This is a genomic window from Candidatus Enterococcus wittei (assembly GCF_002140175.1).
Lineage (GTDB): Bacteria > Bacillota > Bacilli > Lactobacillales > Enterococcaceae > Enterococcus_B > Enterococcus_B wittei.
The window spans coordinates 90,950-114,229 of the sequence record NZ_NGMO01000001.1; the positions used below are offsets into that span (position 1 = coordinate 90,950).

At 37.1% G+C, this 23,280-nt stretch carries 12 protein-coding genes; 2 read left to right on the plus strand and 10 right to left on the minus strand.

The features are described from left to right. Positions 1–271: 271 nt before the first annotated feature. Positions 272–10,675, minus strand: a complete 10,404-nt coding sequence (locus A5844_RS00275; RefSeq protein ID WP_086283080.1) for a QWxxN domain — start codon at positions 10,673–10,675, stop codon at positions 272–274. Positions 10,676–12,421: 1,746 nt separating this feature from the next. Here A5844_RS00275 and A5844_RS00280 point away from each other — a divergent pair. Continuing rightward, positions 12,422–13,603 (plus strand): NupC/NupG family nucleoside CNT transporter, encoded by a 1,182-nt coding sequence (locus A5844_RS00280; RefSeq protein ID WP_086283081.1) that lies wholly within the window; start codon positions 12,422–12,424, stop codon positions 13,601–13,603. Positions 13,604–13,822: 219 nt separating this feature from the next. Further along, complete coding sequence (locus tag A5844_RS00285; RefSeq protein WP_086283082.1) at positions 13,823–14,383, plus strand: guanylate kinase; 561 nt, start codon at positions 13,823–13,825, stop codon at positions 14,381–14,383. A gap of 25 nt (positions 14,384–14,408) precedes the next feature. Here the strand turns inward: A5844_RS00285 and A5844_RS00290 are convergent, their stop codons facing one another. The 9 genes from A5844_RS00290 to A5844_RS00335 form a co-directional block, all read right to left on the minus strand. Continuing rightward, on the minus strand, positions 14,409–14,915 hold the full coding sequence (locus tag A5844_RS00290) for a GNAT family N-acetyltransferase (RefSeq protein ID WP_086283083.1): 507 nt from the start codon (positions 14,913–14,915) through the stop codon (positions 14,409–14,411). Between the two features lie 29 nt (positions 14,916–14,944). Then, positions 14,945–15,904: a sce7725 family protein gene (locus tag A5844_RS00295; RefSeq protein ID WP_086283084.1), complete on the minus strand. Its 960-nt coding sequence runs from the start codon at positions 15,902–15,904 to the stop codon at positions 14,945–14,947. A gap of 4 nt (positions 15,905–15,908) precedes the next feature. After that, complete coding sequence (locus A5844_RS00300) at positions 15,909–16,598, minus strand: hypothetical protein (protein WP_086283085.1); 690 nt, start codon at positions 16,596–16,598, stop codon at positions 15,909–15,911. Between the two features lie 122 nt (positions 16,599–16,720). Then, on the minus strand, positions 16,721–17,386 hold the full coding sequence (locus A5844_RS00305) for an amino acid ABC transporter permease (protein WP_086283086.1): 666 nt from the start codon (positions 17,384–17,386) through the stop codon (positions 16,721–16,723). Next, complete coding sequence (locus A5844_RS00310) at positions 17,386–18,222, minus strand: transporter substrate-binding domain-containing protein (RefSeq protein ID WP_086283087.1); 837 nt, start codon at positions 18,220–18,222, stop codon at positions 17,386–17,388. Before A5844_RS00310 ends, A5844_RS00305 begins: the two co-directional genes overlap by 1 nt. Before the next feature lie 18 nt (positions 18,223–18,240). Next, on the minus strand, positions 18,241–19,692 hold the full coding sequence (locus tag A5844_RS00315) for an amidase (protein WP_086283088.1): 1,452 nt from the start codon (positions 19,690–19,692) through the stop codon (positions 18,241–18,243). 354 nt (positions 19,693–20,046) lie between these two features. Next, on the minus strand, positions 20,047–20,988 hold the full coding sequence (locus A5844_RS00325) for a dihydroorotate oxidase (RefSeq protein WP_086284052.1): 942 nt from the start codon (positions 20,986–20,988) through the stop codon (positions 20,047–20,049). An 83-nt stretch (positions 20,989–21,071) separates the two neighbouring features. Further along, positions 21,072–21,707 (minus strand): PepSY domain-containing protein, encoded by a 636-nt coding sequence (locus A5844_RS00330; RefSeq protein WP_086283089.1) that lies wholly within the window; start codon positions 21,705–21,707, stop codon positions 21,072–21,074. Positions 21,708–21,860: 153 nt separating this feature from the next. After that, a complete protein-coding gene (locus A5844_RS00335; RefSeq protein ID WP_086283090.1) occupies positions 21,861–23,036 on the minus strand; it encodes a class I SAM-dependent methyltransferase in 1,176 nt (391 codons plus the stop codon). Between the last annotated feature and the right edge of the window lie 244 nt (positions 23,037–23,280).

A 23,280-nucleotide genomic window follows, 5' to 3' on the forward strand; every position in this document is an offset into this window, starting at 1 on the left:
ATAAGAGCACATATAGTATGATCATTCTAATATTTCTCTTCACCAACATCCTTTGACAAAGATCCTATACTCCCCTGTCTCATTGCCTCCTGTCAGTATGGTTAACATAAATACACCTGTCACTATTACTTTTTCGCTTACTACATTACAAATGGCGATTGTTTCATTAGCTCCCCAAATATGACACTCTTTGCGAATATCTCCACGCCACTTTTCTCCATCGTGGATTTTTGTCTTCTAACACGATGGAGAAAAGTCAGACACTAGCTGATTAAAGTTGAGGGATTAATGCCTTCTGGTTCTTATTTATTAGTGGATTGAACCCCTTCTTTGGATTATTTTGAGTACTTCGCTTTCTACTAGTGAATACAATATCTAAGAAACTTTTCTTTTCTGTATCCTTTAGGAACTCTGTGCTTATTTGTTGATCAGAGACAAAGTGATTGAAATTATTTTCGGTATTCGTAGTTTCATGATTTAAAGAGTTTCGGTTTGCTGTATTCTTTTGTGGGGCCGTATCTACTTGTTGCTCGGAAACATAGGAACTAGGATTGTTTTCGGTATTTGTAGGTACAAGATTTAAAGAACTTCGCTTTGATATATTCTTTCGCAACTCCGTCCTTACTGATTGATCAGAGACAAAATGATTGGGATAGTTACTTCTTTCTATACTCTGATTGATAAGTTTTAATAAACTTTGATTGGTAGTACTCTCTGCGAATTCTATAGTAGTTGATGCTATGTCTCTCTTGTTTCTGTTTCCAGTTGTTGGGCTATTGGTAGTTTTAGTATTTGTTAAATCAGGTATATCGATAGTTTTCTCTTGCGTCTTGCTCTGCTGAACTTCTCTCTCAAAATTTATAAAACCGATTGTATATATCAATGCTTGTAACGCAAATAGATCTCCAGTTCCTAGTTGTTCCTTAAGGGTCTCAAACGAGTCGTTTTTCTTTTCATCCTGTTCCTTATCGCTCTCTCTTTTCGCACGAAATATATCATCAAAGGCTCTTCCTTCGACAAGATCTCTGAGAATGGTCATCAACATTTCCGCATCTGTCAACTGAAAATGGACTCGTAAGGTGTGGTTGACTTCTAGCGCTTCAATAATCTTCTTTACTGTTAAGTTGGGCGAACTTAGTACTTTTGCCAAATAATCCCTATAATATTTCATCTGTATAGAGTCTTCTTTTGTTACATTCGGATATTTGTTGTCATAATAATCTAGTGTACGTTTCCCGTTTTTCCTTAATCCTCTCCTAACTAGTCCATACTGCAATAAGTCTTCTGCATCGGACATGATATGTGTGACTTCATGCATCACTGTTTCATAACCAGTTGGTTGTATGTGTGCTTCAGGAAGAACTTTTGGATCTAAGTGAAAAGCATCTGCCAAGATAAAGATACGACACTCCCCATCATATTTTACTGTAAAGGCCTCCGATCTAATTATGTCTTGAATTGAGGAATAATAACTCAGCGCTTCCCTATCATAAATCAATTTCGACGAGAGGGTCCATACATTTTGAAAGAAGAGATCTTTTGATTTTTGAAGGAACATCTTTCCATGCTCCGCTGTCGTATATAGTTTTCTGATACTTTCTCTCAGGATCTCTTCTGTTTCTGCTTTCGGAACACCTTGTAATTTGAACATTTCAATCAGATATTTTCCTTCTTCCATGCTTGAGATGTCTTCCATTTTCCATAGTGATTTAAATAATAGTACTGCTGCGTTAAACCTTCTTTCTGCCGCTTCAAAATCATCCCTAAGCTGTCCAAAAAATGGTTTGAGAAAGTTTGGCATTCTAGTTGAGTCAAGTCCAGTAAATACTTCTAACTGAGGTATAGGTCGTGGAAAACTTACATCAATCGCTTTATAAACGTTTTGTCTGATTGAATCTTCACCCGTTTTATAATACGCTTCCCAACTTGGTGGGAATTCAGAGAGTTTAGTAAGATCGATATTCGCATCCTCCTCTATCGTTATCCGATCTGGAAGAGGTTCTGCCTTTTTAAAGTCCTTCCACATCTCCCAATTATTTGGTGACTCAGGAAAATCAATCGTCGGTATATCCACTGGATGGGAGAAAACTTTGGGAATGGCTCCCGTCGAGGTGCTTGGTCCCACTTGGGAAGTACCTGGACCTGCTTCATGTGAGGTACCCGATGAACCTTGGGAAGTAGCTGCAGATGAATCTTTGTCTGTAGATGAACCAGATTTCCATTTAGATTGAGCTTTTCCCTTTCGCTGAATGATTTCCTCTCGAATAGATATTTTTAACTCTTCTTTTTCTTTGACAGTTTCCATCGTAAATCCGCCGCTATCGGGGTCAAACCTCAATACCATCATTGGCTCATCTATATCTTTTTTCACTAAATGGTACCGCCCATTATTTTTATCAAATAAGATAAGAGGTATATAGTGATCATTGATCTTGATGTAGGTTCTGCCATTTTCGTTAGACATCAGATCTCGCTCATAGGGAGGGGAAAGAGTAGAAGGATCCTCTATTGATTCAAAATCATCGATCTTCTTACCTACTTCTTCTGCCAGCTCTTTTGAAATAAAAGGCGAAGTCTTTCCTTCAAAATACCACTCTATACCGTTGTAATTCACTGGATGAATCTTCTCTCCCTCCACCACATCAAAGCGTACACCATGTCCTTCGATCGCTGTGATTCGGATAGGAACGAGTTTCTGATTCATTTGAACAAAATATTCTGCCCCTGCTTCTTCTTTGTCAACCTTCATCTCTGTTCCTTCTCCATAGGCGAGTGTCCAAACTGGCCCTTCCCCATAAGCTCTTGGGTTTACATTGGGTTCCGTGACAATAATTTGAGAAGGATTATTTGTTTTTATCGCTAAACGATCGATCAATGCTTGTTGTTCCGATGTAAAGGTAACTGATCCACTAAAAGGTTCTAAATGATCCCCTTTCAATACAAAATATCTTCCAGAAACAGTTCCGGTTTTTAAATCCGTTACCGATGCATATAAATGATGCTTGACTAATTTCACCACTATTTCCGATCCACCATCTGGTAATTTAGCCTTGACCATCCCACTTGGTAAGTCTGGAGATGATATTGATTTGGACAACTTTTCTAAAACAACTTTCACTTCCTTCGTTATGTACACCTGATTTTTTAATTTCACTAATCCTTTAAGGAGCAATTTGCTTCCTCCTGCTACTAACCCAAATCCTGGATCCATATAGCGTAGAGTACTATATAGGACTTTTTTGAGTTCAAAGATATTAGGCGCAAATTGGACACCTTTACGGATTCCATTTCTTATCCCCCCCGTTGCTATGGCTCTTGCCACACCTAAGGCAAATCTTGTATTGAGAGCGGTGATCTGTCCTAAAACCGGAATTAAAAGAACGACATCGATCAGACAGGAAGGAACCGCCTTGGCAGCATCTTGCTCAGCAATTCCTGTCACACAATCATAAAAAGGAATGAAGTGTTTAAGGATATCCCAAGTTTGTTGTGCGATTGTTTTGTCATCACCTGACCTATACAGCTGTGTGTAAAGCGCCTCACTATGTTGAAGGCTAAGTGTATCAATAAACTTTTCTTTCTCATCACCATGGGATAATTTCTTACTCTGATCCATACGCACAGAAAATGTATAAAGTCGAATTCCTATACGAATGGAGTCTCCTTCTATTTTGTAGCCTTTTCCCTTGATCTCGGTTTGATCAAATAATCCGAATTTAAGATATAACAAAGGATCTTTATCCACTCGATAGTAACTATAACCCCCGTCTTCTTCCAATTTCTTCAGAGCATACCATCGTTCTTCGTTTCCTTGAACTGCTACAAACAAATCGCATTGGGAAAGTTCAATCACCACTTGCTGATTCAGATAAGCAGCTGAAAAAGGCGGTGCTGTGCCACGGCCAGGAACACCTGGCTTACTCTCCAATTTAGCATGCGCCAAGTAAGTGTGAGTTTCTGGGGAGAAAATAAACTGACTTTCTGTTGCATCAAATGAATTTGTCGCATACTCAATCAGTTTCTTATCAAACGGATAGAAACTATCGGATACAGCTCTTGTCAACGTTTTATAGACATCCTCAATATTAGGAGAAGTAAAGTAGTCAGGACAAGGATCTGATCCACCAAGATATCTTTGTTCTAATACTAGAGCACTCGTCTTGGTTCCCTGTCCGATACATTTCTTCGCTTCCTCTTCTGCTAAAACCTTTTTCCGTCGCCATTTAAGTATACTTTCTTGATACAGATCAAACACCTGATTGAACATTCTTTGATTTTCCATGATTTGGATATTTCCCTTTTGCCAATACCTTATAAAAGTCTGAAGAGCTACTTCTCTATAGTTTCCTTCTTCTAAAGCCTTCCGTAATAATACCGGTTCCAGTTGAGAAACACTAAGTAGTGCAGGGATCAGAATATAGTGCAACTCGTCAAAGTTCACGACCTCATTTTTTATGGCTTCCTCCAAGAAAAATGAACCAATCGTTCGAATTTCTTCTTGGTTGTATTGTGTCTGAATCCCTTCATCCACTAATAATTTTGTTCCTATTAATTGTACTAAGGAACCATAATCGGAGATTAGTAAGTCATCTGACAAAGCACTCGTTTCAAGAAAGTAATTGGGTAATGCCTCTTCGAGTAATAGTGTCCATAGTTTCTTGAACACGGCTTCCCCACCTTCAGGAATAGAAAGAACGTGTAACACTATACGACCAGCTATTCTTAAATCATCAACCTCAAAGAGCTTTCTGAGACTACCAATGGTAAATTGCGAAGGATTAGGAGAATCCAGAATCTGCTTTATCATATACATTTCTATCGGACACCCTAATACATTTTCAAATACCCATTTCGTGATGGTTAATTTGGCATCTCTGTCAGAAATAGTCTCTTTATCACCCCCTCCGTATAGATTTAATTCTTTTAAAATCGTTTTCGCTAATTTTTGGAGCTTGGTATAGCTGAGAACCATTCCACTACCTTCTTGTGTAAACCACTTTCCCATGGCAATCAGGATCGTTTCTTTCGTTACGTTACCAGTTAGGAGACCTTCTTGTCGAAAGAGCTGTTCAATTTGGTTCATCACTTTTGAGTCTTGCCATTGAATCCCTTTATACTTCACTTTTTCCCTTGTGACTGAAGATGGCGTACTAGTAATTGTCTGTTGTTTTTCGTCCTCAACTTGTGGGGCAGAAGTCCGGTTTCCAAGAGTCTCGGATAGCCAGTCAGCCACTATCGTTGTTGCTTGAGTCTCGGAAATAACTCCATCCAGAGGTTTTCCGAGAAGGACTTGTGCTAATTGCTTCACTCTAACCATATTCAGGGTCTCTTGAGTTGCTCCCTTAAGTAGTCCCCAATCTGCGACAGTTTTTCCCAGTTTCTCAGGAGTAGTATCCTCAGTTTTCACTCCATTCTCAATTAAAAATGCAATCAATCTTTGTGTGTTATCTAGCTTGGGTTTCTCTTTTTCCATCGTATCAATGGTTCTATTTTGGAATATATTTTCACCATTATCACGAATAAAAGTTTTAATTCTTTGGCTGAGTTGAGGTTCCTCTTCAAAATTATCATTTTCTTTATAAGTATAGCCTAACTGTGCATTGTTATTGACCCATTGAATTAAGACATTTCGTGCCTTGTTGATAGCTATGTCTTTATCTATAAGACCATAAGCTTTACGAATCAGCTTGGCTATTTCTTTTTCTCTTGCGACAATTTCAGTATATGTTTCTCCTTTGAAGATCCATTCTTTTAACTTTCGAACTAATTCACTTTTGCTCCGATTGATAAAAGAAACCCCTTTACCAGTCAAAAATCTTCTGACAGCCCTATTTGCTGTTGACGTTTCCTCTCGATTTTTAAAAAGATTATAATGCACATAAATCAGGGGAAGGGGATTCTCTTTAGATACAGTTGCGGGTCGATCGTGGATAAAATCGTCATAAATTTGCTTGCTTGATTTTTTTTGTTGCTTGAAATAAGTCACCAAGTAGTGTTCTGTTTTCCCAATATAGTGATGAATCGTTTCTTTCGTGATTTCCTCATAGAGATAACCCTCGAGTAATGCATTGATTTTCCATTGCATGAAGATCGCATTCATTTTGTCGAACGGCATAAATTCCCCTAAGCGCACGTTCTCTACTCCATAGGTATTCAATAGGAGATAAGCCAGATACTGTCTTCTTCCTGATTTGTCAAAAGCTTCGTTTGGGTCTGCTTTTTCGATCCATTTTCGGATTCCCTCCGCTAGTTCACTTTCTGAGAGTTCTTTTATTTCTATTCCTTCCTTTATTAAAAACTCTTTTAACATTTTATTCACATCATTGGTTTTTGATCTTTTTTGAAAAAGTTCATAATCATAATAGAAAATCGGTAACGCTTCCTGAGAAGAAGGCAAATGAACCATATCATTGATAAGGTATACAACGGTTTTTTGTACTTGTACTAAGTCAGGATCCACGGTATTGGGTGATACTTCCTTTAGCTCATCAGTTATTTCTAGAGATCCATTTTGGGATTTGATTGCTTCAAATTCTAATTGCTTGGGTTTGATCCATGTGTACTCATCTAAAGCATTGTTGTTTTCCCATTGAAATACCGCATTGAGTGCACTCGTATCAGTAATATTTCTATCGGCAATTCCATAAGCCTCTAGAATGATTGGAGCAAGTTCTTTCTTTTTTTCTAAAATCTCCGCATCTGTTGGTACCTTTTTTGCCCATTCATTGGCGGTAAGAACGAGTTGTTGGTTGGTTAATGCTCCACAATTCACCCCTTGGTCGCACAGAAAATTTTCTACTGCCTCATTGGCTTTGTCTGTTCTTCCTCGTTTTTGATATAACTCAAAATCATACCAGATAGGAATCAGTGGTACAGACGTATCTACAAGGGAAGGACGACCATCTAAATAAGCTTTCCGAATATGATTGGTGGTGATCAACGCTTCTTGAGGAATGGGTCCATAGGAATTTGCGATCAAATGAATCGTTGTCCCGACTACCTCAGTATTTTCGATGATCGTTTCATTCCGTGATGGGTTTATGATCAAAGTCGCTTGATCTACCGCTTTAAATTTGACATTCCTGAAGATGTTATTGTCTTGCCATTGAAGTAAAATCGTTGATGCTCTAGTTTCTGACATTGCTTCTCCAGAAAGTCCCGAAGCCTCAAGAATCCTAACAGCCAGTAGTTTCATTCTATTTAACGCTAGTTTTTTATCTTCGTGTATCCAATTTTGTGAAGCAAGCAACAGTTCTCTATTCGTCGTGTATGAACACGAAGATTTCCCATCACATATGGTTTCTCGGACTAATTCATTGACTTTTTCTGTCTCACTCCGTTTCTGATATAAAACCTCATCATACCAAAAAGGTGGTAATTCTTCGGAAGTTGGTTTGCTAGAAGAATGTTCTCCAAGAAAATTCGAAATAATATTATTTATTTTTCTTATTTCATCCGGAGTAAGTTTTTTATAAGATTTCAGCATTGGGGTATTAGAATTCGGCAGATCCTGTACCGGCCCTCTTTTAGTCCTAATTTCAAAATGTAGTTGATGATTATCTATATCTACCTCTTGGGCAGATTCAGTAGTTAGTTGAGTTCTGTCTGTTCCAACAGTCATTTCCGTATTCAACTGATTTTCATCCAATATTGTAGTTGCATCAGTCATCAATAATTCTTTTGGAGTTGCTAGTTGTTGGTCTTTAAAGATGTACCCTTGAAAGATATTATTATTTTTCCATTGTAGATAGATATTTGTTATCTTCTTATCAGGCAGATCGTCTCTACTCTCCAATCCAGAAGCTTCACGAATAATATGAGCTAGGTGTTTTCTTCTAAGTGGTTTAATCAGCCTATTTGTTGTTACCCACGCCTCTACGGCATTGATCAATTTCAACCCTGATAATCCTTTACATGAAACTCCTTTCTCGCATAAATAGTCTTTGATTTTTTGATTGACATCTGGTGTTTTACTACGCAATTTAAAGATTTCAGGGTCATACCAAAAAGGAGGGAAACTTTTGGTTTTCGATAAATCAGAAGACTGACCCTTTAGATATTCCGTTGTGAGTTGCTTTATATTTGCTATTGTATCATCTGAAAGTATTTCATAAGATTTCAAGAGCGCTTCATCAAAACGGGTCGTGAATATAGGCATTTCTGTAACAGCTAATTTTGTTTGTGTTCCTTTAGAAAATTCTCCTGTTGTTAAGGCTATTGTCACTGATGTTATAGGTGTTGGTGTGCTTGACTGGGATTCATTCAATTCTTCAGTTGTTTTTGCGTGCGTTTTCCTGATATCTTTAAATTTATAGTCCTTAAAAATATTATTGTTTATCCATTGAAATAAAATGAGTTCGACACCTTCAGCATTCAAACTTCGAGTAAAAAGCCCGGAAGACTTAAGAATGTTTCTGGCTACATTTTTTCTATTGATTCGCACGGTCTGGGCATCTTTTGATTTTTCCCAATCTCGTATTTCTAGAAACAAAGATTGCCCTGTCATAACTTTATTCCGACACTTTTGGCCTTGCTTACAGATTAAAGCTTTCACATCATTATTAACTTTATCTGTTTGGTCACGCTTTTCAAAAAGCTCCAAATCATACCAGAAAGGTGCTAAATTTTTAGGAATCGATTCTTGTAATTCTTTATTAAACATAGAACCATTTATATATAAATTAAGAACATGATTCAATTTCAATCGTGTTTCTGTGGATAGAAATTCAGAACATTGCAACTGGGGATTAATCTCCACTGATGGTAGAGGTGTGGTTGATTGTATTGTCTCATTATTCTGGTTGGTTACGGTGTTCCCTTCAATTGTTGTTGGAATTTCACTGATGGGCTGTTGCTCCAGCTCTTTGAACTGATAATCCTTAAAAATATTATTATTTTTCCATTGTAAGAGGATGTGCGCTGCTTTGGTATATTTCAAATCTCTATTTTGAAGTCCAGAAGCTTTACGAATGACTTGGGCTAGTCGTATCTTTCTGTTTTTTTTAGTTTCATCTCCATCTTTTTCTACCCAATTCTCCACAGCTTCAAGTAATTCAACTCCTGATAATCCATCACACGGAACACCTTGATCACACAAATATTTTTTAACTTCTTGATTGACCACTTCTATTTTATGACGCAATTGAAAAGTTTCTTGATCACTCCAAAAAGGAGGAAATGGTTCTTTGTTTGATACAGTAAGAGGCTGTCTATCCAGATACTCTGTCATGATTCGATTTATTTTTAATACCGTACTTGCGGATAGTTTTTCATACCCCAACAGAATTTCTTCTGTTTCTTCAACATCAGTCGGAATTATCGGCCTTGCCTCAGCAACCAAGTTTGGAAAGATATCAAAATTAAAATATTGAATATAGCCATCCACCCTTCCATAAAAATCCGCCGCTAGATGCCAAAATGGGAACAAAAATTTTTCTTCTTTAAGGGACAGTATGGATGCAGTTTCCCCTACCGATTGTGGAATCGTTTCTGAAGCTAATTCCTGAGGATTATTTTCTGGCATTTTCTTCTTCGATTTTTTTTGCGAAGTCTGGGTAGGGAGCGAGTAATCTGTCGGATGAGTAGTCATTGGAATTTGTCGGTACTGTGCTGTTTGGTTATGATTGGGAATTTGTTCCCCGTAGTTTACCGAAAAGGTGCTCTGTAACCAATCAACAAAGTTCGACATGAACGAACCGCTTGTTTCTTTTTGTTCTTGAGTATAAGCCATCTGTTCATGTTGGGAAAAAAACTGGTAAAACAGATCAGTTAGTCCCTTCCAAAACGTCTCTGTTACTTGATTATGTACATTAGGGTCATCCACGGGGACATTCTGTTTATTTTTATAAGTAGCTTGAAAGGATTTACTTAGTTTTTGCGCTGCCTCTTCCGCAGAAAAAGAATAGGTTCCTTGATCCGTCCTAATGATGTTGTTAGGAGGAGAAAAAAGCTCACTTTCTTGTTTTACTCCTTGATCATTTCGTCTCTCTGCTTGGCCCACCGCCTCCTGACAAATGGTTTGAATACTCGTTTGTTCTACACTTTCTCCCCCGATGACATAGGTATTCACCTGATCCGTCCTTCTCGTGGTACTACAATTCAGAAGTTGATAGATATTATGGATCCTCTGATGAACAGAAAGACTCAATTCATGTGCTCTCTTCGCTATGTCGATGTCTTGTGGTGCAGACGTCGATGTCTGATGAGGAAATGTTTGGTTGGTAAAAAATGGACTAGCACTGATAAACGGTAAGGCGATTGATGTTGACTGATGAGGCATGGTAGGGGGCGTATTCAAGGACTGGATTCGCTCACGATTGATGGTGGAGGTGGAAACAAAGGAATGAATTCTTGTCTGGTTTCCATTTCTTCTCACATCAATTCGTGTGTTCGCTTCAAATGCTGGCGCATTTTTTTTGATGACCGTCTGTTGCTTTGGAGGATCGACTAATCGTGCGTTTTGGCAGATACTGTATAAATAAAGGAAGCCATCTAATGTCAATAAGCCATCGGGGGTTGGTGTTTGTCCCGTATTATTGGCAATATAATTTAATTTTGCTTGGTCATTTCTTGATTTATTCTTGTCATTTCGTTTATTATTTCCCTTTCCAATCACTTCTCTAGAGTTAGCTTGTGGTAGCCTTATCTTCTTCGTCATCTTAACTTTCTGTGGCATCTTGTTCACTCCTCCGTTAAACATTAATTATAGGACTATTTTGTTGTATAAGTGTTTATTTGAATAACACCTAAGGAACTATGCTTTTGTGTCACCAATGAATTTTCCATGGCTAGCTCTAACAACTCTACATCATTTTCTCTAAAGTGACAGTTCTTTCAGACAAAGAGCAACAGTACATCAACGTAGAAAAACAAAAGATAGATAAAAACCACAATGAAAGCAACATTAATAGATCAAACAAAGCTACCCCACATAACTACAGCTGTTCCTCCTTTTTGTGGGAATTTTGAAACTCACTTTATAGAATCCGCTTTCATATTGATTATAAAGCAAAATAGGAATGTAACCCTACAGAATTTGTGACCATACCAAATATAAAATTAAGAAAGTTATATAAAAAGAAAGGTGTTTCCCAGATAATAGATAGAGGCTTGATTAAAGACAATATGACCTTGTTATCGAAAACTTGAAAAAAATACATCATCCATGTTTTAGTTACTCTATCTTTTTCTTCACCTCTATCATTTGACGGAGAGCCTAAACAAAGAAGACCATTTATCCAGTATGTCTCAGCTTACCTTTTAACAAAAAGTCAAAAAATCACTCCTAAAAAATCTTTCTTTTTCACTATGAAGATAAGGTGCAATTGTTTTACTTTTTCTCACAAATTTTATGAAACTAGAACCAACTCTATTTCAAGTTATAATCAAGGACAAAGAATTGATTCTTCATTGTTCAATGTCATGGAAGCTGCTAGAAAATGGTAAAGAACATCTTAGTTAATCAGTAACACGAATAATAGATATCAAAAGAAGAACTACTGTATTAGTCAGTTCTTCTTTTTTTGGAGTTACTATAATCTTTACCTTAGGCTAACCATTAACTAGAAATCAGATGGACAAGTTATGGGGATTTATACACAAACAAATAGAAATATAAGGAAGGTTATTACCCGACCATTCTTATACTCCTATTTGTGGTCCTAAAATCATGCGAGTATTTTCTTTCCATGGCAAAAAGATAAATTTTCTTAATAACGAAATGAAAAACTAGACCATGAAATAAATCCACGCTAATTTTTTAGGATTTTTTTCTAGTCTTTGCTATTTACTATTTGACTGTTTTAATTATTAGTAGTTCTTTATAGCCTGTCGGCTAATGTCATTACTCGTTCTAAAACTTGTGGAATTTATTTTTTTAGTTTTCATCAAATCGGCCTCTTGCTCGACCGGCTTCTCGAGCAAATGTGGATGTCTCTAGGAACAATTTGCGTTTGAATTCTGCAAATATCGTGTACCTACACGCCGATTCACTCACTTATGATTAACGTCGCCGATTGAATTAGTCATTAATATCAATTAGGTAGAAATTCTTAACCTATACAGCAAAGTGCTAAAAATAACATTACTGGATTTCCCCCTTTTCATTTTTGTTCTTATCCTAAGGTGGCGAAACCTGTGAATGTTTCCATTTCTTTATATGCTTATCCTGAGACAACAAACTTGAACCCCTCACTTTTTTAGCATATTGTCCCTTATCCTCACTTTAATCAAAAACAAAATTTCTTAAAGAAAGTTTGTTGAATGAAAATTTTGGGTGCCACTCCTCTATATTCTTTTGATTTTTTAATCGAGTATGTATGCGCTTAAGTCTAAAAATCTCATGAAATTTTTGTCAAAAGCTTCGTATTGTGAAGAAATAACGTGTAGAATTAAACGGAATTTTGGATAGGAGTGATCATTTTTGAATCGATTTTTAGGAATAATTGGATTATTATTTATTTTTAGTTTAGCTATATTGATCAGTAGTGATAAAAAAGCGATAAAACGTAAGCCACTGATCGTCATGATATTCTTGCAGTTCGTTTTTGGGTTTATTTTACTTCGTACAACCTTTGGTACTGTAGTAGTTACCGCATTGGCAAAAGTCTTTGATTATCTATTAACTTTTGCTGGTGAAGGGGTTAATTTTGTTTTTGCGGGAGTAGCAAATACAGGTAGTGCACCTTTCTTTCTAGCCGTGTTGATGCCTATTGTATTTGTTTCTGCGATTATTGGTATTCTTCGTTATATCAAGATTTTGCCTCTTTTCATGAAAGCTATTGGATTAGCTCTCAGTAAAATCAATGGAATGGGTAAATTAGAATCATATAATGGAGTCGCTTCTGCGATTCTTGGACAGTCTGAAGTATTCATCTCTATCAAAAAAGAATTACCCTTTTTATCAGAAAAACGACTATTTTCAATGAGTGTTTCTGCCATGTCGACCGTTTCTATGTCAATTGTAGGTTCTTACATGGCGTTGATCGATTCTGAATATGTCATCACAGCACTCATTTTGAATCTGTTTGGTGGATATATCTTAGCTTCAATCGTCAATCCTTACGAACTTGATGAATCAGAAGATGAATTGATTATCGAGGAAGAAAAGGATCAGACTTTTTTCCAAATGCTTGGTGAATATATTTTAGACGGTTTTCATGTAGCGATTACTGTTGCTGCTATGCTGATTGGCTTTGTCGCTTTGATTGCTATGATCAATGCGATTTTTAATGGGATTTTCGGCATTACCTTCCAGCAAATCCTCGGTTATGTGTTTGCGCCACTAGCGTTTATCAGTGGTATCCCTTGGCACGAAGCGGTTGATGCCGGTAGTATCATGGCTACAAAGTTAGTGACGAATGAATTTGTGGCCATGACGGAACTTTCAGCTGGCACTTACCACTTTACTGAAAGAACAACGGCGATTCTTTCCGTTTTCTTAGTATCATTTGCTAATTTTTCTTCGATTGGTATCATTTCAGGAGCAATGAAGGGGCTCAATGAAGAAAAAGGAAATCTTGTTGCCAAACACGGACTTAAGATTCTTTTTACTGCCACATTAGTAAGTTTCTTAAGTGCCATTGTCACAGGTTTATTGGTTTAATTTTATTATAAAAATGATTCTTTTAAAAAGCTTAATTGATTGGAACAGAGCTTCTTTAGCCTATCTGTTTTGATTGATTAAGTTTTTTGTTGTTTTTTTATTCAACATTTTCACTTTTCGGAATAAATATAAACTTCATGATTATTCTTTTCCATTTTGATTGGTTATTTGTTATTCTTATAGAAGCACTTTATTTTTAACAAGAAAGGTAAACATAAAATGAATCTTTGTTATGTATTCATCGGTCCATCAGGTTCTGGAAAAACGACCTTAGCCTCTGCTGTATTCTCGCCTGAACAGAAGATCATTACTTATACGACGCGTCCTCCTCGCCTTCATGAGCGAAATAATGTTGACTACCACTTCATTTCTAAAGAAAAGTTTGAACAAATGATTACTGAAAATGAATTAGCTGAATGGGATGTCTACGCTAGTCATTACTATGGTTCCGGTAAACAAGAAATACTACAGAAACTGAAACAAGGAGATTGCTACACTGTTATAACTGCTAAAGGGTTCTGGCATCTATACGGAGTTTTTGGAGACTGTATCCACCCGATATTCGTTACCCTTCCTAAAGACCAACTACGTGAACGATTAATAAAACGTGGCGACTCCTTAGAAAAAGTCCAAGAACGTTTGGCGCTTTTTGATGCAGATCAGAAAGAAATCGATCGGTTAAAGACACTTCCTACCTTGCTTTTATTTGAAAATAAGCAATCCCTTGAAATCGAAAAGGAAAAATTAAAACAAGCAATCTTCCAGACTAAAGCTCATTAGTTTGGTGATTGCTTGTTTTTTTGGTTCACACATGTTTTTGATAGGCTTTGCGTTCGCCGTGCTGAAATGGAAACTCGATCATTCCTTTATAGCGAAATCCTGCTGAAAAAATCGTTTTTTCCATTGGGAGATTGTTTGGATAAGTATCAATCCGAACATCACTAACACCTAGTACCGATGCTACAGTCAATAAGTGTTCCAACAACTGTTTGCCAATCTTTTTCCCTCGCACTTCTTGATCTAATGCTACACGATGAATGGACAGATAAGGTGAATCCCCTTCCCATCTACCTTTGATCGCCGTATACACAGGATCAATACCAGCTACAAGAGCAGCTGTACCAATGATTTTTTCATCATCAATCAATACATAACTTTCTTGGCGATCAATATCTTCCATGATTTTCTCTTTTGAAGGTTTTTGTCCATTTTGCCATTGAGGTAGTCCTTGTTCAAAAAGATAGGCTGCCCCTTGATCAATCAATTTCATCACTTCAGATAGATCTGCCAAAGTGGTTTTTCTTAAATACATCACTTCACTCCTATTCTAACGATTGTGCTTTATTTTTTGATTCTAACATATAGTTCATCTACTCTGGAATAATTTCTTAGCCAATCGTTGGGATGGTCTAACAATTGACTGATCAATTCCAAGTGATGCATCAAGGTCCATTTTTTCAATACACCTAGTCCAGGAAATTTTTCTTGTTGATACAGTTCGACTAGTTCTAGTAATCCTTCAGTAATCAATAATTGTTGATGATTTCTCATCGTCCATAGAAACATTTTTTCAGCCGCTTCCATAAATTTCAAGCTTTGGTTTTTCGCAGAATCATTACTATCAGAAACAAAATGTTTGATGCGAATGTTTCCATATGCATCAACATACGTCAGGTGTAAAGCCAACGCACGGCTAGGAAAGCCCTTATCAAAGTAACGACTTCCTTCAATCGTGAAATCAGAAAATCCACTATAACCATCTTCCTCAAAGTAAAGATAGTCATCACTAAAAAAATCATCGATTTTATCACCGTAGGCTTCAACATGACGGTGTGTTTGGAATTGATCACGAACGATGATCTTATTTTTAGGTAACAAAATTTTGATCCGACTAGTATCTGGAATCAAAAATAAAGCCTCTGTGTCGATCAATGCTTGCCAAATCGCCGGATCTCTCGGTTGATGCTGACCATCAAAAATGATCACTGCTGGAGGACCTTCGACAAGTTCCTGATAATTAGTAGGTGTAATGATTTGGGCTTGATAAAGCGAACTGTTTTCTTTCACTTGCCATGTATGTAGATGGTGATCAAACAGTTTGAATTGTCCTACTTGTGGATTTTTAATGATTGTCAGCGCATGATTCTGAGACTGAAATAACTCTACTACATTCTTTAAAGTCGCAGAATCCCGGACTGGTTCAATGACAGGCTGAATTTTTTCGGATAAAACTCCTCGTTGTAACGCTTCTTTTAAAGCAAGTAAATCAAATTGTTTACCTCTTAGATAAGGATAATACATGTCTTCACTCCAATGGTTCCGTTGGCAAACGTCGTGTGTGACTATGTTGACGTAACCACTCGTACTCTTGTTGCAATGCTTGATTTTCCTCTTTTAAATCACTAATTGTTTGGTTTTCGATTTCTTCCATAAATCGTTCATAAAATCGTTCCTGAGAGAATGGATCTTGTGTTTCTGAGCGTTTTTTTAGTTCTTTGTACAATTGCTCAGTTGGAAAATATTTGACTCCATGTTCCATTTGCTTGGCCTTTCTGACTTCTCTGAATAAAGAAGCCATAAATCGGTTAGTCAAAGCTTCTTCTGGAACACTTAATTCTCTACCCATCGCTTTTTTCGCTATCACAAACGTTCCGGGAACTGGCATTTCTTCTTCCTGTGAATAAGCCCGATAAACAAGAACTCCGATTTCAGTAGGGATTTCCTGTTTGACTTCTTCATAGAGTTCTTGAGGCAAAACAAAGTAATTATAATGACCGACAAAAGATAGCTTTGCAGTAGAACGGAAATCGGCTTTCGTGACTTTCAGTTCGTAACAGCGCCACTCCCGGCTACCATCAACTTTTAGCAAGCAACTCAATGTGTCCACGATCCCATGTTCTTCAGGCATGGTCACTTCCTCTACTACGATCCCTCCTTGTTCGATACAATAATGATACAATGAAGACTCTAATTCAATCGTTAAAGGTGTTTTCATCTTTCAACCTCCGAACATACTTTCGCTTTTTTATTTTACAGGAATTTGCTCAAAAAACCAATATTTATTTACTAAAAAACGAACTTAGAGATAAATTCCCCTAAGTTCGTTTCACTGATGGATCAACTAATCCTTTTTTGTTGATTAAAGCGATACTCTAAATATTTTTGTAACTGTTCAATCCCTATACATATCAGCCAATAGAGTAAGGCAACTAAAATATAAAGAGAGAAATAATCAAATGTTCTTCCTCCCACGATTTTTGCTTTTTGGAAGATCTCTGGAACAGTAATCGTCGCCGCTAAAGAGGTGCCCTTGACTAGATCCATTGCTACATTGCTGAGTGCAGGAATGGAAATCCGAAACGCTTGTGGTAAGACAATGAAACGTAGAACGCCTAGAAAAGAAAAACCTGATGCTTTGCCAGCATCCCACTGTCCTTGATTAACCCCTTCAAGTGATCCACGATAAATCTCCCCAATAAAGGCACTACTTGTGATAGTAAAGCAAATCACAGCTGCTGTGATTGCATTTAATTGATAAGGCAAACCAAAATAGAGCAGAAACAATAAAACTAAAGCAGGAACTCCTCGGAAAAAAGACAGATAAAAGCGAATAACTAATTGAAGTGGCTTCCATTTTACCAAGCCTAAGATTGTCAGAATCAACCCAATGATATTTCCTAAAAGAAAAGAAACCACGCCGATCCCCAAAGTGTAACCTAATCCTCCCAAAACAAAGGGTAATGAAGACCACATCAATGAAAAATCAATCGATGGAAAATACATTAATCCTTCACCGTTTCCATTATTTTTTCTTTTGGTTTAACAGACACATCGGTTTGAAAATAGGACTCTGAAATTTTTGCTAAAGTGCCATCTTCTTGCATTTCTTTCAATACCTCATTGACTTTGTTTCTCAATTCTTTATTCTCTTTTTTAAATAAAAATCCGCTATGGTTTTCATTAAAATAGACATCTTCTAATATTTTTACTGGAATATCGGGTAACGCTGCAAGAGACATTTTTTGCAAATAATAATCATTTAAAATGACGTCTGTGCGACCATTAGCGACATCTGTCAAATATTGATCATTTGTTGCATTATCATAAGTGACCGGTGTAGCACCATATTCTTCAGCTAAACGCATATAGCTAGTATTGGGTTCTCCTGCAGCTTTCTTTCCGTCAAGGTCCTCCAATGATTGGATACCTGAATCATCACTCTTACGCACAATCATACTATCAAAAGAATACTTGATAGGCACTGATAATTTAAACTTTTTTTCCCGTTCTTTCGTTGTAGAAAAATCATTGGCAGCAAAGTCAGCTTGTTGTTTGGAGACAGCAGTGATTTGTCCATCTACATTATATTCTTTGAAAGAAATAGCTACTCCTAAACGATCCGCAATCTCCTTTGCGATATCCACATCGTAGCCCACCAGTTGATTTTCATCATTGTAATAAGATGCAGGAAATAGTGTCCCTGATGTAGCAACAACCATTTCCTTATTTTTTTGTACCTTTTCCCAACTTTTATCTGCTTGTTCTGCTTGAGCTTTGCCACATGAAGTTAATAAAACAATAAAACCAACCATAAATAATGCCATTAATTTTTTCTTCATCGTTTCCTCCAGAATGAATTATTCTTCTAAGTCTTTTGGTAAATAAAAACGTTTGTTGCATTCAAATAGTTCACCAACCTGAAAAAGCAGATCTTCTCTTCCTCTAGCCGCCATAAATTGGATGCCTAATGGTAGTCCCTCTTTCGTCAAGTGAGTGGGTAGACTGATCGCTGGTTGCCCTGTAAGGTTGGCTAACTGCGTATAGGGCGTAATTTTCAGGCTTTCTTCAAACATATCAGAAATCACCTGTAACCCTTCTTCTTGCGAAAGTTCCGGTATTAGCGCCATCTGTTGTCGGATACGATCATTTTGTAAGTCTTCTATGATTTTAGGAGCGATATCTGTAGTTGTTGGCGAAAGAAACAGATCCACTGATTCAAAGAATTCTTCCATGGTGACTGTCGCATGATCCCAAACATGTAAAGAGTGGATATACGTAGCAGCAGAAATTTTCTTTCCATAATTCACCAAGGCCCAAGACATCGGCTCCAGTTCTTCTTCAGTAATCTTTCGTTGCAAATTCTTTTCGATCGATTCGACCATGGCGGCAGTTTCTGCGCCGTTCATTTGGTAATAGGAATGAATCAACCTACGCCCATCTAAAGGATAAGGAATTTCAATAATCTCATGTCCTTCTTGATCTAGAAAAAACATGGCTTCTTTGACTGCTTGCATTGCTTCTTCACTAACAGAAGTGCCAATAGGTGATTCGATGCAAACGGCGATTCTTAAACTTTTTTTTACTGGATGTTTTTTCCATTCAGCAGGATTTGCTTGATATGGTGCACCTTTATGGATTCCTCGTAATTCTTCAAAGAGTGCTTTAGTTTCTCTCATCGATATGGTCAATCCAAAATCAATGGCTGCACCTTGCCAACCTCGCCATGCATTTGGACCAACTGGCATGGTGCCTCTAGATGGTTTCAACCCGATCAACCCACAAAATGATGCTGGTATGCGAATAGAGCCACCCCCGTCACTAGCGCCTGCCAATGGAACGATCCCTGCAGCCACTGCTGCAGCAGCTCCACCACTTGAGCCGCCAGGAGAATGAGCAAGATTCCAAGGATTTCGTGCTACCCCATACAAGAGAGGATCTGTGATATTCTTAAAACCAAATTCAGGCGCATTGGTCTGACCAAATGGTATCATACCAGCCGCTTCAACAGCATTCACATAATTGGAATTTTTAGTTGCTCGATGATTGGCAAATAAACGCGACCCTGAAGTAGCAAGCCATTCTTTTTTTTCTTGACCAAGCATTTTTAAGGGAAAAGGCACACCAGCCAATGGCGATGTATGTTCCATCAATGATGGGTTAGGCTGCGCTAAATCGATTTTTTCCACTGTAACAAATGCATTGAGTTGCGGATTTCTTGTATTTATTTTATGCTGGATATCTTTTATTAGTTCTTCTTGGCTAAATTGTTTTGTTTTCAAGCCATTTGCCAGATAAATCGCATCTTTCATTACTAAACCTCCTTTTTTCCTTTGTCATTTTCCCATAAGAATAAAAAACCCACAATGGTTACGCTTGCATATTAATGAACAAACATTAGTTATCGAAAGAAGCACACTGTTTTTCTCATTGCGTTATTTAAATCTGACAAAAAACGTTTCGACTATCTACTCCATAAAAAAAGCGCAGTACAAAAGTATGATTTACTCTTGTCTCACGCTCTAAATACATATAAACGGCGAGAAGCAACTCCTTCGATAATAAGCTGAAATTCACAAAAATTTGAAAAGCAAATTTCGTGAATTTCAGCTTATTTCTCGGAGTTAATCATTTCTGCCCCAGCTTCTCTATTATTCCGTCTATTTCTAAGACATCACACGTAATTTTCCTCTGAATTCATCAATTGTCTGATACCCTTTCTCATCCATGATCATCGCTAGTTCTTGAGTGATTCGTTCAAAAATCGCCACCCCTTCTTTATGAAGTTCAGTTCCGATCTGTACCATACTAGCTCCACATAACAAGTGTTCAAACGCATCTTGACCATTTCTGATACCACCAGTTCCAATGATCTTGATCTCTGGTTTTAATCGTGTATAAAAGGCACGTACATTAGCTAATGCTGTTGGTTTGACATACTCCCCGCCTAGTCCACCAAAACCATCCTTTGGTTTGATAACAACTGTGTCACTTTTTGGATCAATGTATAAGCCATTGCCAATACTATTGATCGAATTGACATAAGCAATCGGATACTGGTTCAATATAGTAGCCATTTGATCAAAATGTGCAAAATCAAAATATGGAGGCAATTTGATTCCTAAAGGTTTCGTAAAAACTTGGAAAACTTGTGCTAATAAGTCAGCAGTTGCCTCAAAATCATAGGCTAACTGAGGCTTTCCTGGAACATTTGGACAAGAAAGATTCAACTCTGTGATTCCTTGAAAATCACTTGCTTCAATTAATTTCAACATCTCTAGATTTTCTTTTGCACTCATGCCAGCAATTGAAAAAAACAAAGGTTGCTTTTCTGCATGTAACTTCTCATATGAAAGCGCATAGTCAAGATAATAAGAAAAGCCTAAATTGGGTAAGCCCATGGAATTGATACTTCCAAGTGGCACGTCATAGTAACGTGGTTCAGGATTACCCGCACGTTTTTCGAGGGTACAGCTTTTAGTGATAAAAGCCCCTGCTTGAGAATGTGCTAGTTCACCAAGTTCAGCAACTGTCATGCAATGTACACCAGAAGCATTCATCAATGGATTTTTAAAGGTATGATTCAAAAAAGTGGTTTCTAAACTCAATTTAGTCTCTCCTTTTGGTGATGTTTTTTCAAGTGTATCATTTAGCAAAACAAAAGTAATCAAAAAAGTGACAATCGTTTGAATTAATCCTCTTGTTCAGTTGCTAAAACTTCGCCCGTTTGACTATTTAACTTCACATTGGTTACTTGATTTCCGTTTTTCACTTTTACATCCCAATAAGTAGTGCCAACTTCTTTCTCTAAATCCCAATCTGTCGCTCTCCCCCCGCCTACTTTTTTGACAGCGATTGTGGTAGCTTTATCAATTGGAAGTAAATTACTTAAATCTAAAGCATCTTCTGCTTTTTTCTTTCCTTGTTGCTCGTCAGGATCTAATGCTTCTGGCTGTTTTGCTTCTACTATCCCATCTTTTGCATCGATCCTCACTTTATACTCTTTTTGGTCATCTACACCTTCGATAGTATAGAAATAGCTACCAAAATTAGAATCAAGCTCTAAGCTAGTAATTACCGTATCTGGGTATGTTTCTTCAAATAGTTCAATTGCTCTTTCAACGGATACGCGGATCTCTGGACTCATGTTTTCAGACTCATTCCCATTCGACTGACTGCTCACTGTACTTTGATTAGTTTTATCTTTAGAAACTGTAGTAGTAGTCGATTCTTTAGCAGAAGAGGAAGGTGTAGTTTGTTGCGTAGACTGACAACCTGCTAAAAGTAGTAGTGAAAATAAACCTGTAAAAATAACTTTAGTTTTCATAAACACACTCCTATTTGATCTTTTTATTAAGTTAATTATAGCTAATAAAAAGATGTCTGTCAGTCTTAGATAATAAAATTGCCTTTTTACTAAATAAAACAAAAAAGGTTGATTAGAGTCAATCAAACGTTGTTTCTTTCAAACTTGAAGAACTTATTGATCAGAATAGCGATGCATTGGAATCGTATTATTTCCAGGATGAACAAGTAAATATTGGATCACATCGATATTACTTGATTCAAAGGAAGCTGCACAAGCTTGTAGATAGATATCCCACATTCGATAAAAAGAATCACCCTTTTCTTCGGTCACTTTATCTTTTACTTGATGGAAATTTCTGGTCCAGTGTTCCAAGGTCATTTGATAATCTCGTCGCAAACTTTCTAAGTCAATCAACTGAAGATCATTTTTTGTCATATTATCTACTAATTCGGTTACACCTGGAATGTAGCCTCCTGGAAAAATATACTTGTTGATCCAGGCATTCGTTGCACCACCTTGTTGGCGACTAATCCCATGGATCAGTGCTGTTCCTTTTGGATTCAACAATTCCTTGACGACCTTGAAGTAGCCTTCTAAGTTGTCTGACCCAACATGTTCAAACATACCGACACTCGTGATATGGTCGAATGTTTCATTTTTCAAATCACGATAGTCCATCAATAAGACACGGCAACGATCTTCTAAATGTTCTTCTTTGATTTTTTGACTGATCAATTCATACTGTTCTTCACTTAAGGTGATACCAGTTGCTTTAACCTGGTATTCTTTGGCAGCTGTGAACATCAATGTCCCCCAGCCACAACCAATGTCCAGCAACGTTTCACCTTCTTTTATAAATAGCTTATCTAAGATATGGTGTACTTTATTGATTTGTGCTTGTTCTAAGGTATCTTCTGGTGTTTTGAAATAAGCGCAAGAATATGTCAAAGTCGGATCTAGCCACAATTCATAAAAGTCATTTCCTAAATCATAATGCGCATGAATGTCCTCTTTGTTTTGATGTTTGGTATGCTTTTCTTTTTTAGGCAACCATTTTAAATAGTCTTTTCCTCTCAAAAAACTATCGGCTTGCTGATAAGCATCGTTGATCAGCGCTTGGATATCCCCTTCAATCTCTATACGATGGTCCATGTAGGCTTCCCCTAGTGCAAGAGAAGCGTTATGTGTGATCTCTTTCATTGGGATTTCTTCATTGAATTTAATTCTGATTTGGGGAGGATTATCAGTATCTCCATAGTGTTTGACTGTCCCATCCCAATAACTGACTTCTACAGGAAGTGAGAAAGAGCGTGAAAATAATTGGTTATATAAAGTTTTCTCTAACATGATGTTCCTCCTTTAAAAAATTACACTATTACGTTAAACCTAAACGAAAAAAAAAACAACCCAGATGTATTTTTTCAAGAGGATATTCAAAAAAATATAAATAATTTCTACTACTTACAAGTATACCCACCGCGCATACACATCTAGATGTGTATAAGAGACAGGTCATTAATATCAATTAGGTAGAAATTCTTAACCTATACAGCAAAGTGCTAAAAATAACATTACTGGATTTCCCCCTTTT

Bases quoted from the DNA above. Each gene is read 5' to 3' on its own strand.
- A5844_RS00275 (WP_086283080.1), bottom strand. From the start codon at position 10,675: ATGCCACAGAAAGTTAAGATGACGAAGAAGATAAGGCTACCACAAGCT.
- A5844_RS00285 (WP_086283082.1), top strand. From the start codon at position 13,823: ATGAATCTTTGTTATGTATTCATCGGTCCATCAGGTTCTGGAAAAACG.
- A5844_RS00290 (WP_086283083.1), bottom strand. From the start codon at position 14,915: ATGTATTTAAGAAAAACCACTTTGGCAGATCTATCTGAAGTGATGAAA.
- A5844_RS00295 (WP_086283084.1), bottom strand. From the start codon at position 15,904: ATGTATTATCCTTATCTAAGAGGTAAACAATTTGATTTACTTGCTTTA.
- A5844_RS00300 (WP_086283085.1), bottom strand. From the start codon at position 16,598: ATGAAAACACCTTTAACGATTGAATTAGAGTCTTCATTGTATCATTAT.
- A5844_RS00305 (WP_086283086.1), bottom strand. From the start codon at position 17,386: ATGTATTTTCCATCGATTGATTTTTCATTGATGTGGTCTTCATTACCC.
- A5844_RS00310 (WP_086283087.1), bottom strand. From the start codon at position 18,222: ATGAAGAAAAAATTAATGGCATTATTTATGGTTGGTTTTATTGTTTTA.
- A5844_RS00315 (WP_086283088.1), bottom strand. From the start codon at position 19,692: ATGAAAGATGCGATTTATCTGGCAAATGGCTTGAAAACAAAACAATTT.
- A5844_RS00330 (WP_086283089.1), bottom strand. From the start codon at position 21,707: ATGAAAACTAAAGTTATTTTTACAGGTTTATTTTCACTACTACTTTTA.
- A5844_RS00335 (WP_086283090.1), bottom strand. From the start codon at position 23,036: ATGTTAGAGAAAACTTTATATAACCAATTATTTTCACGCTCTTTCTCA.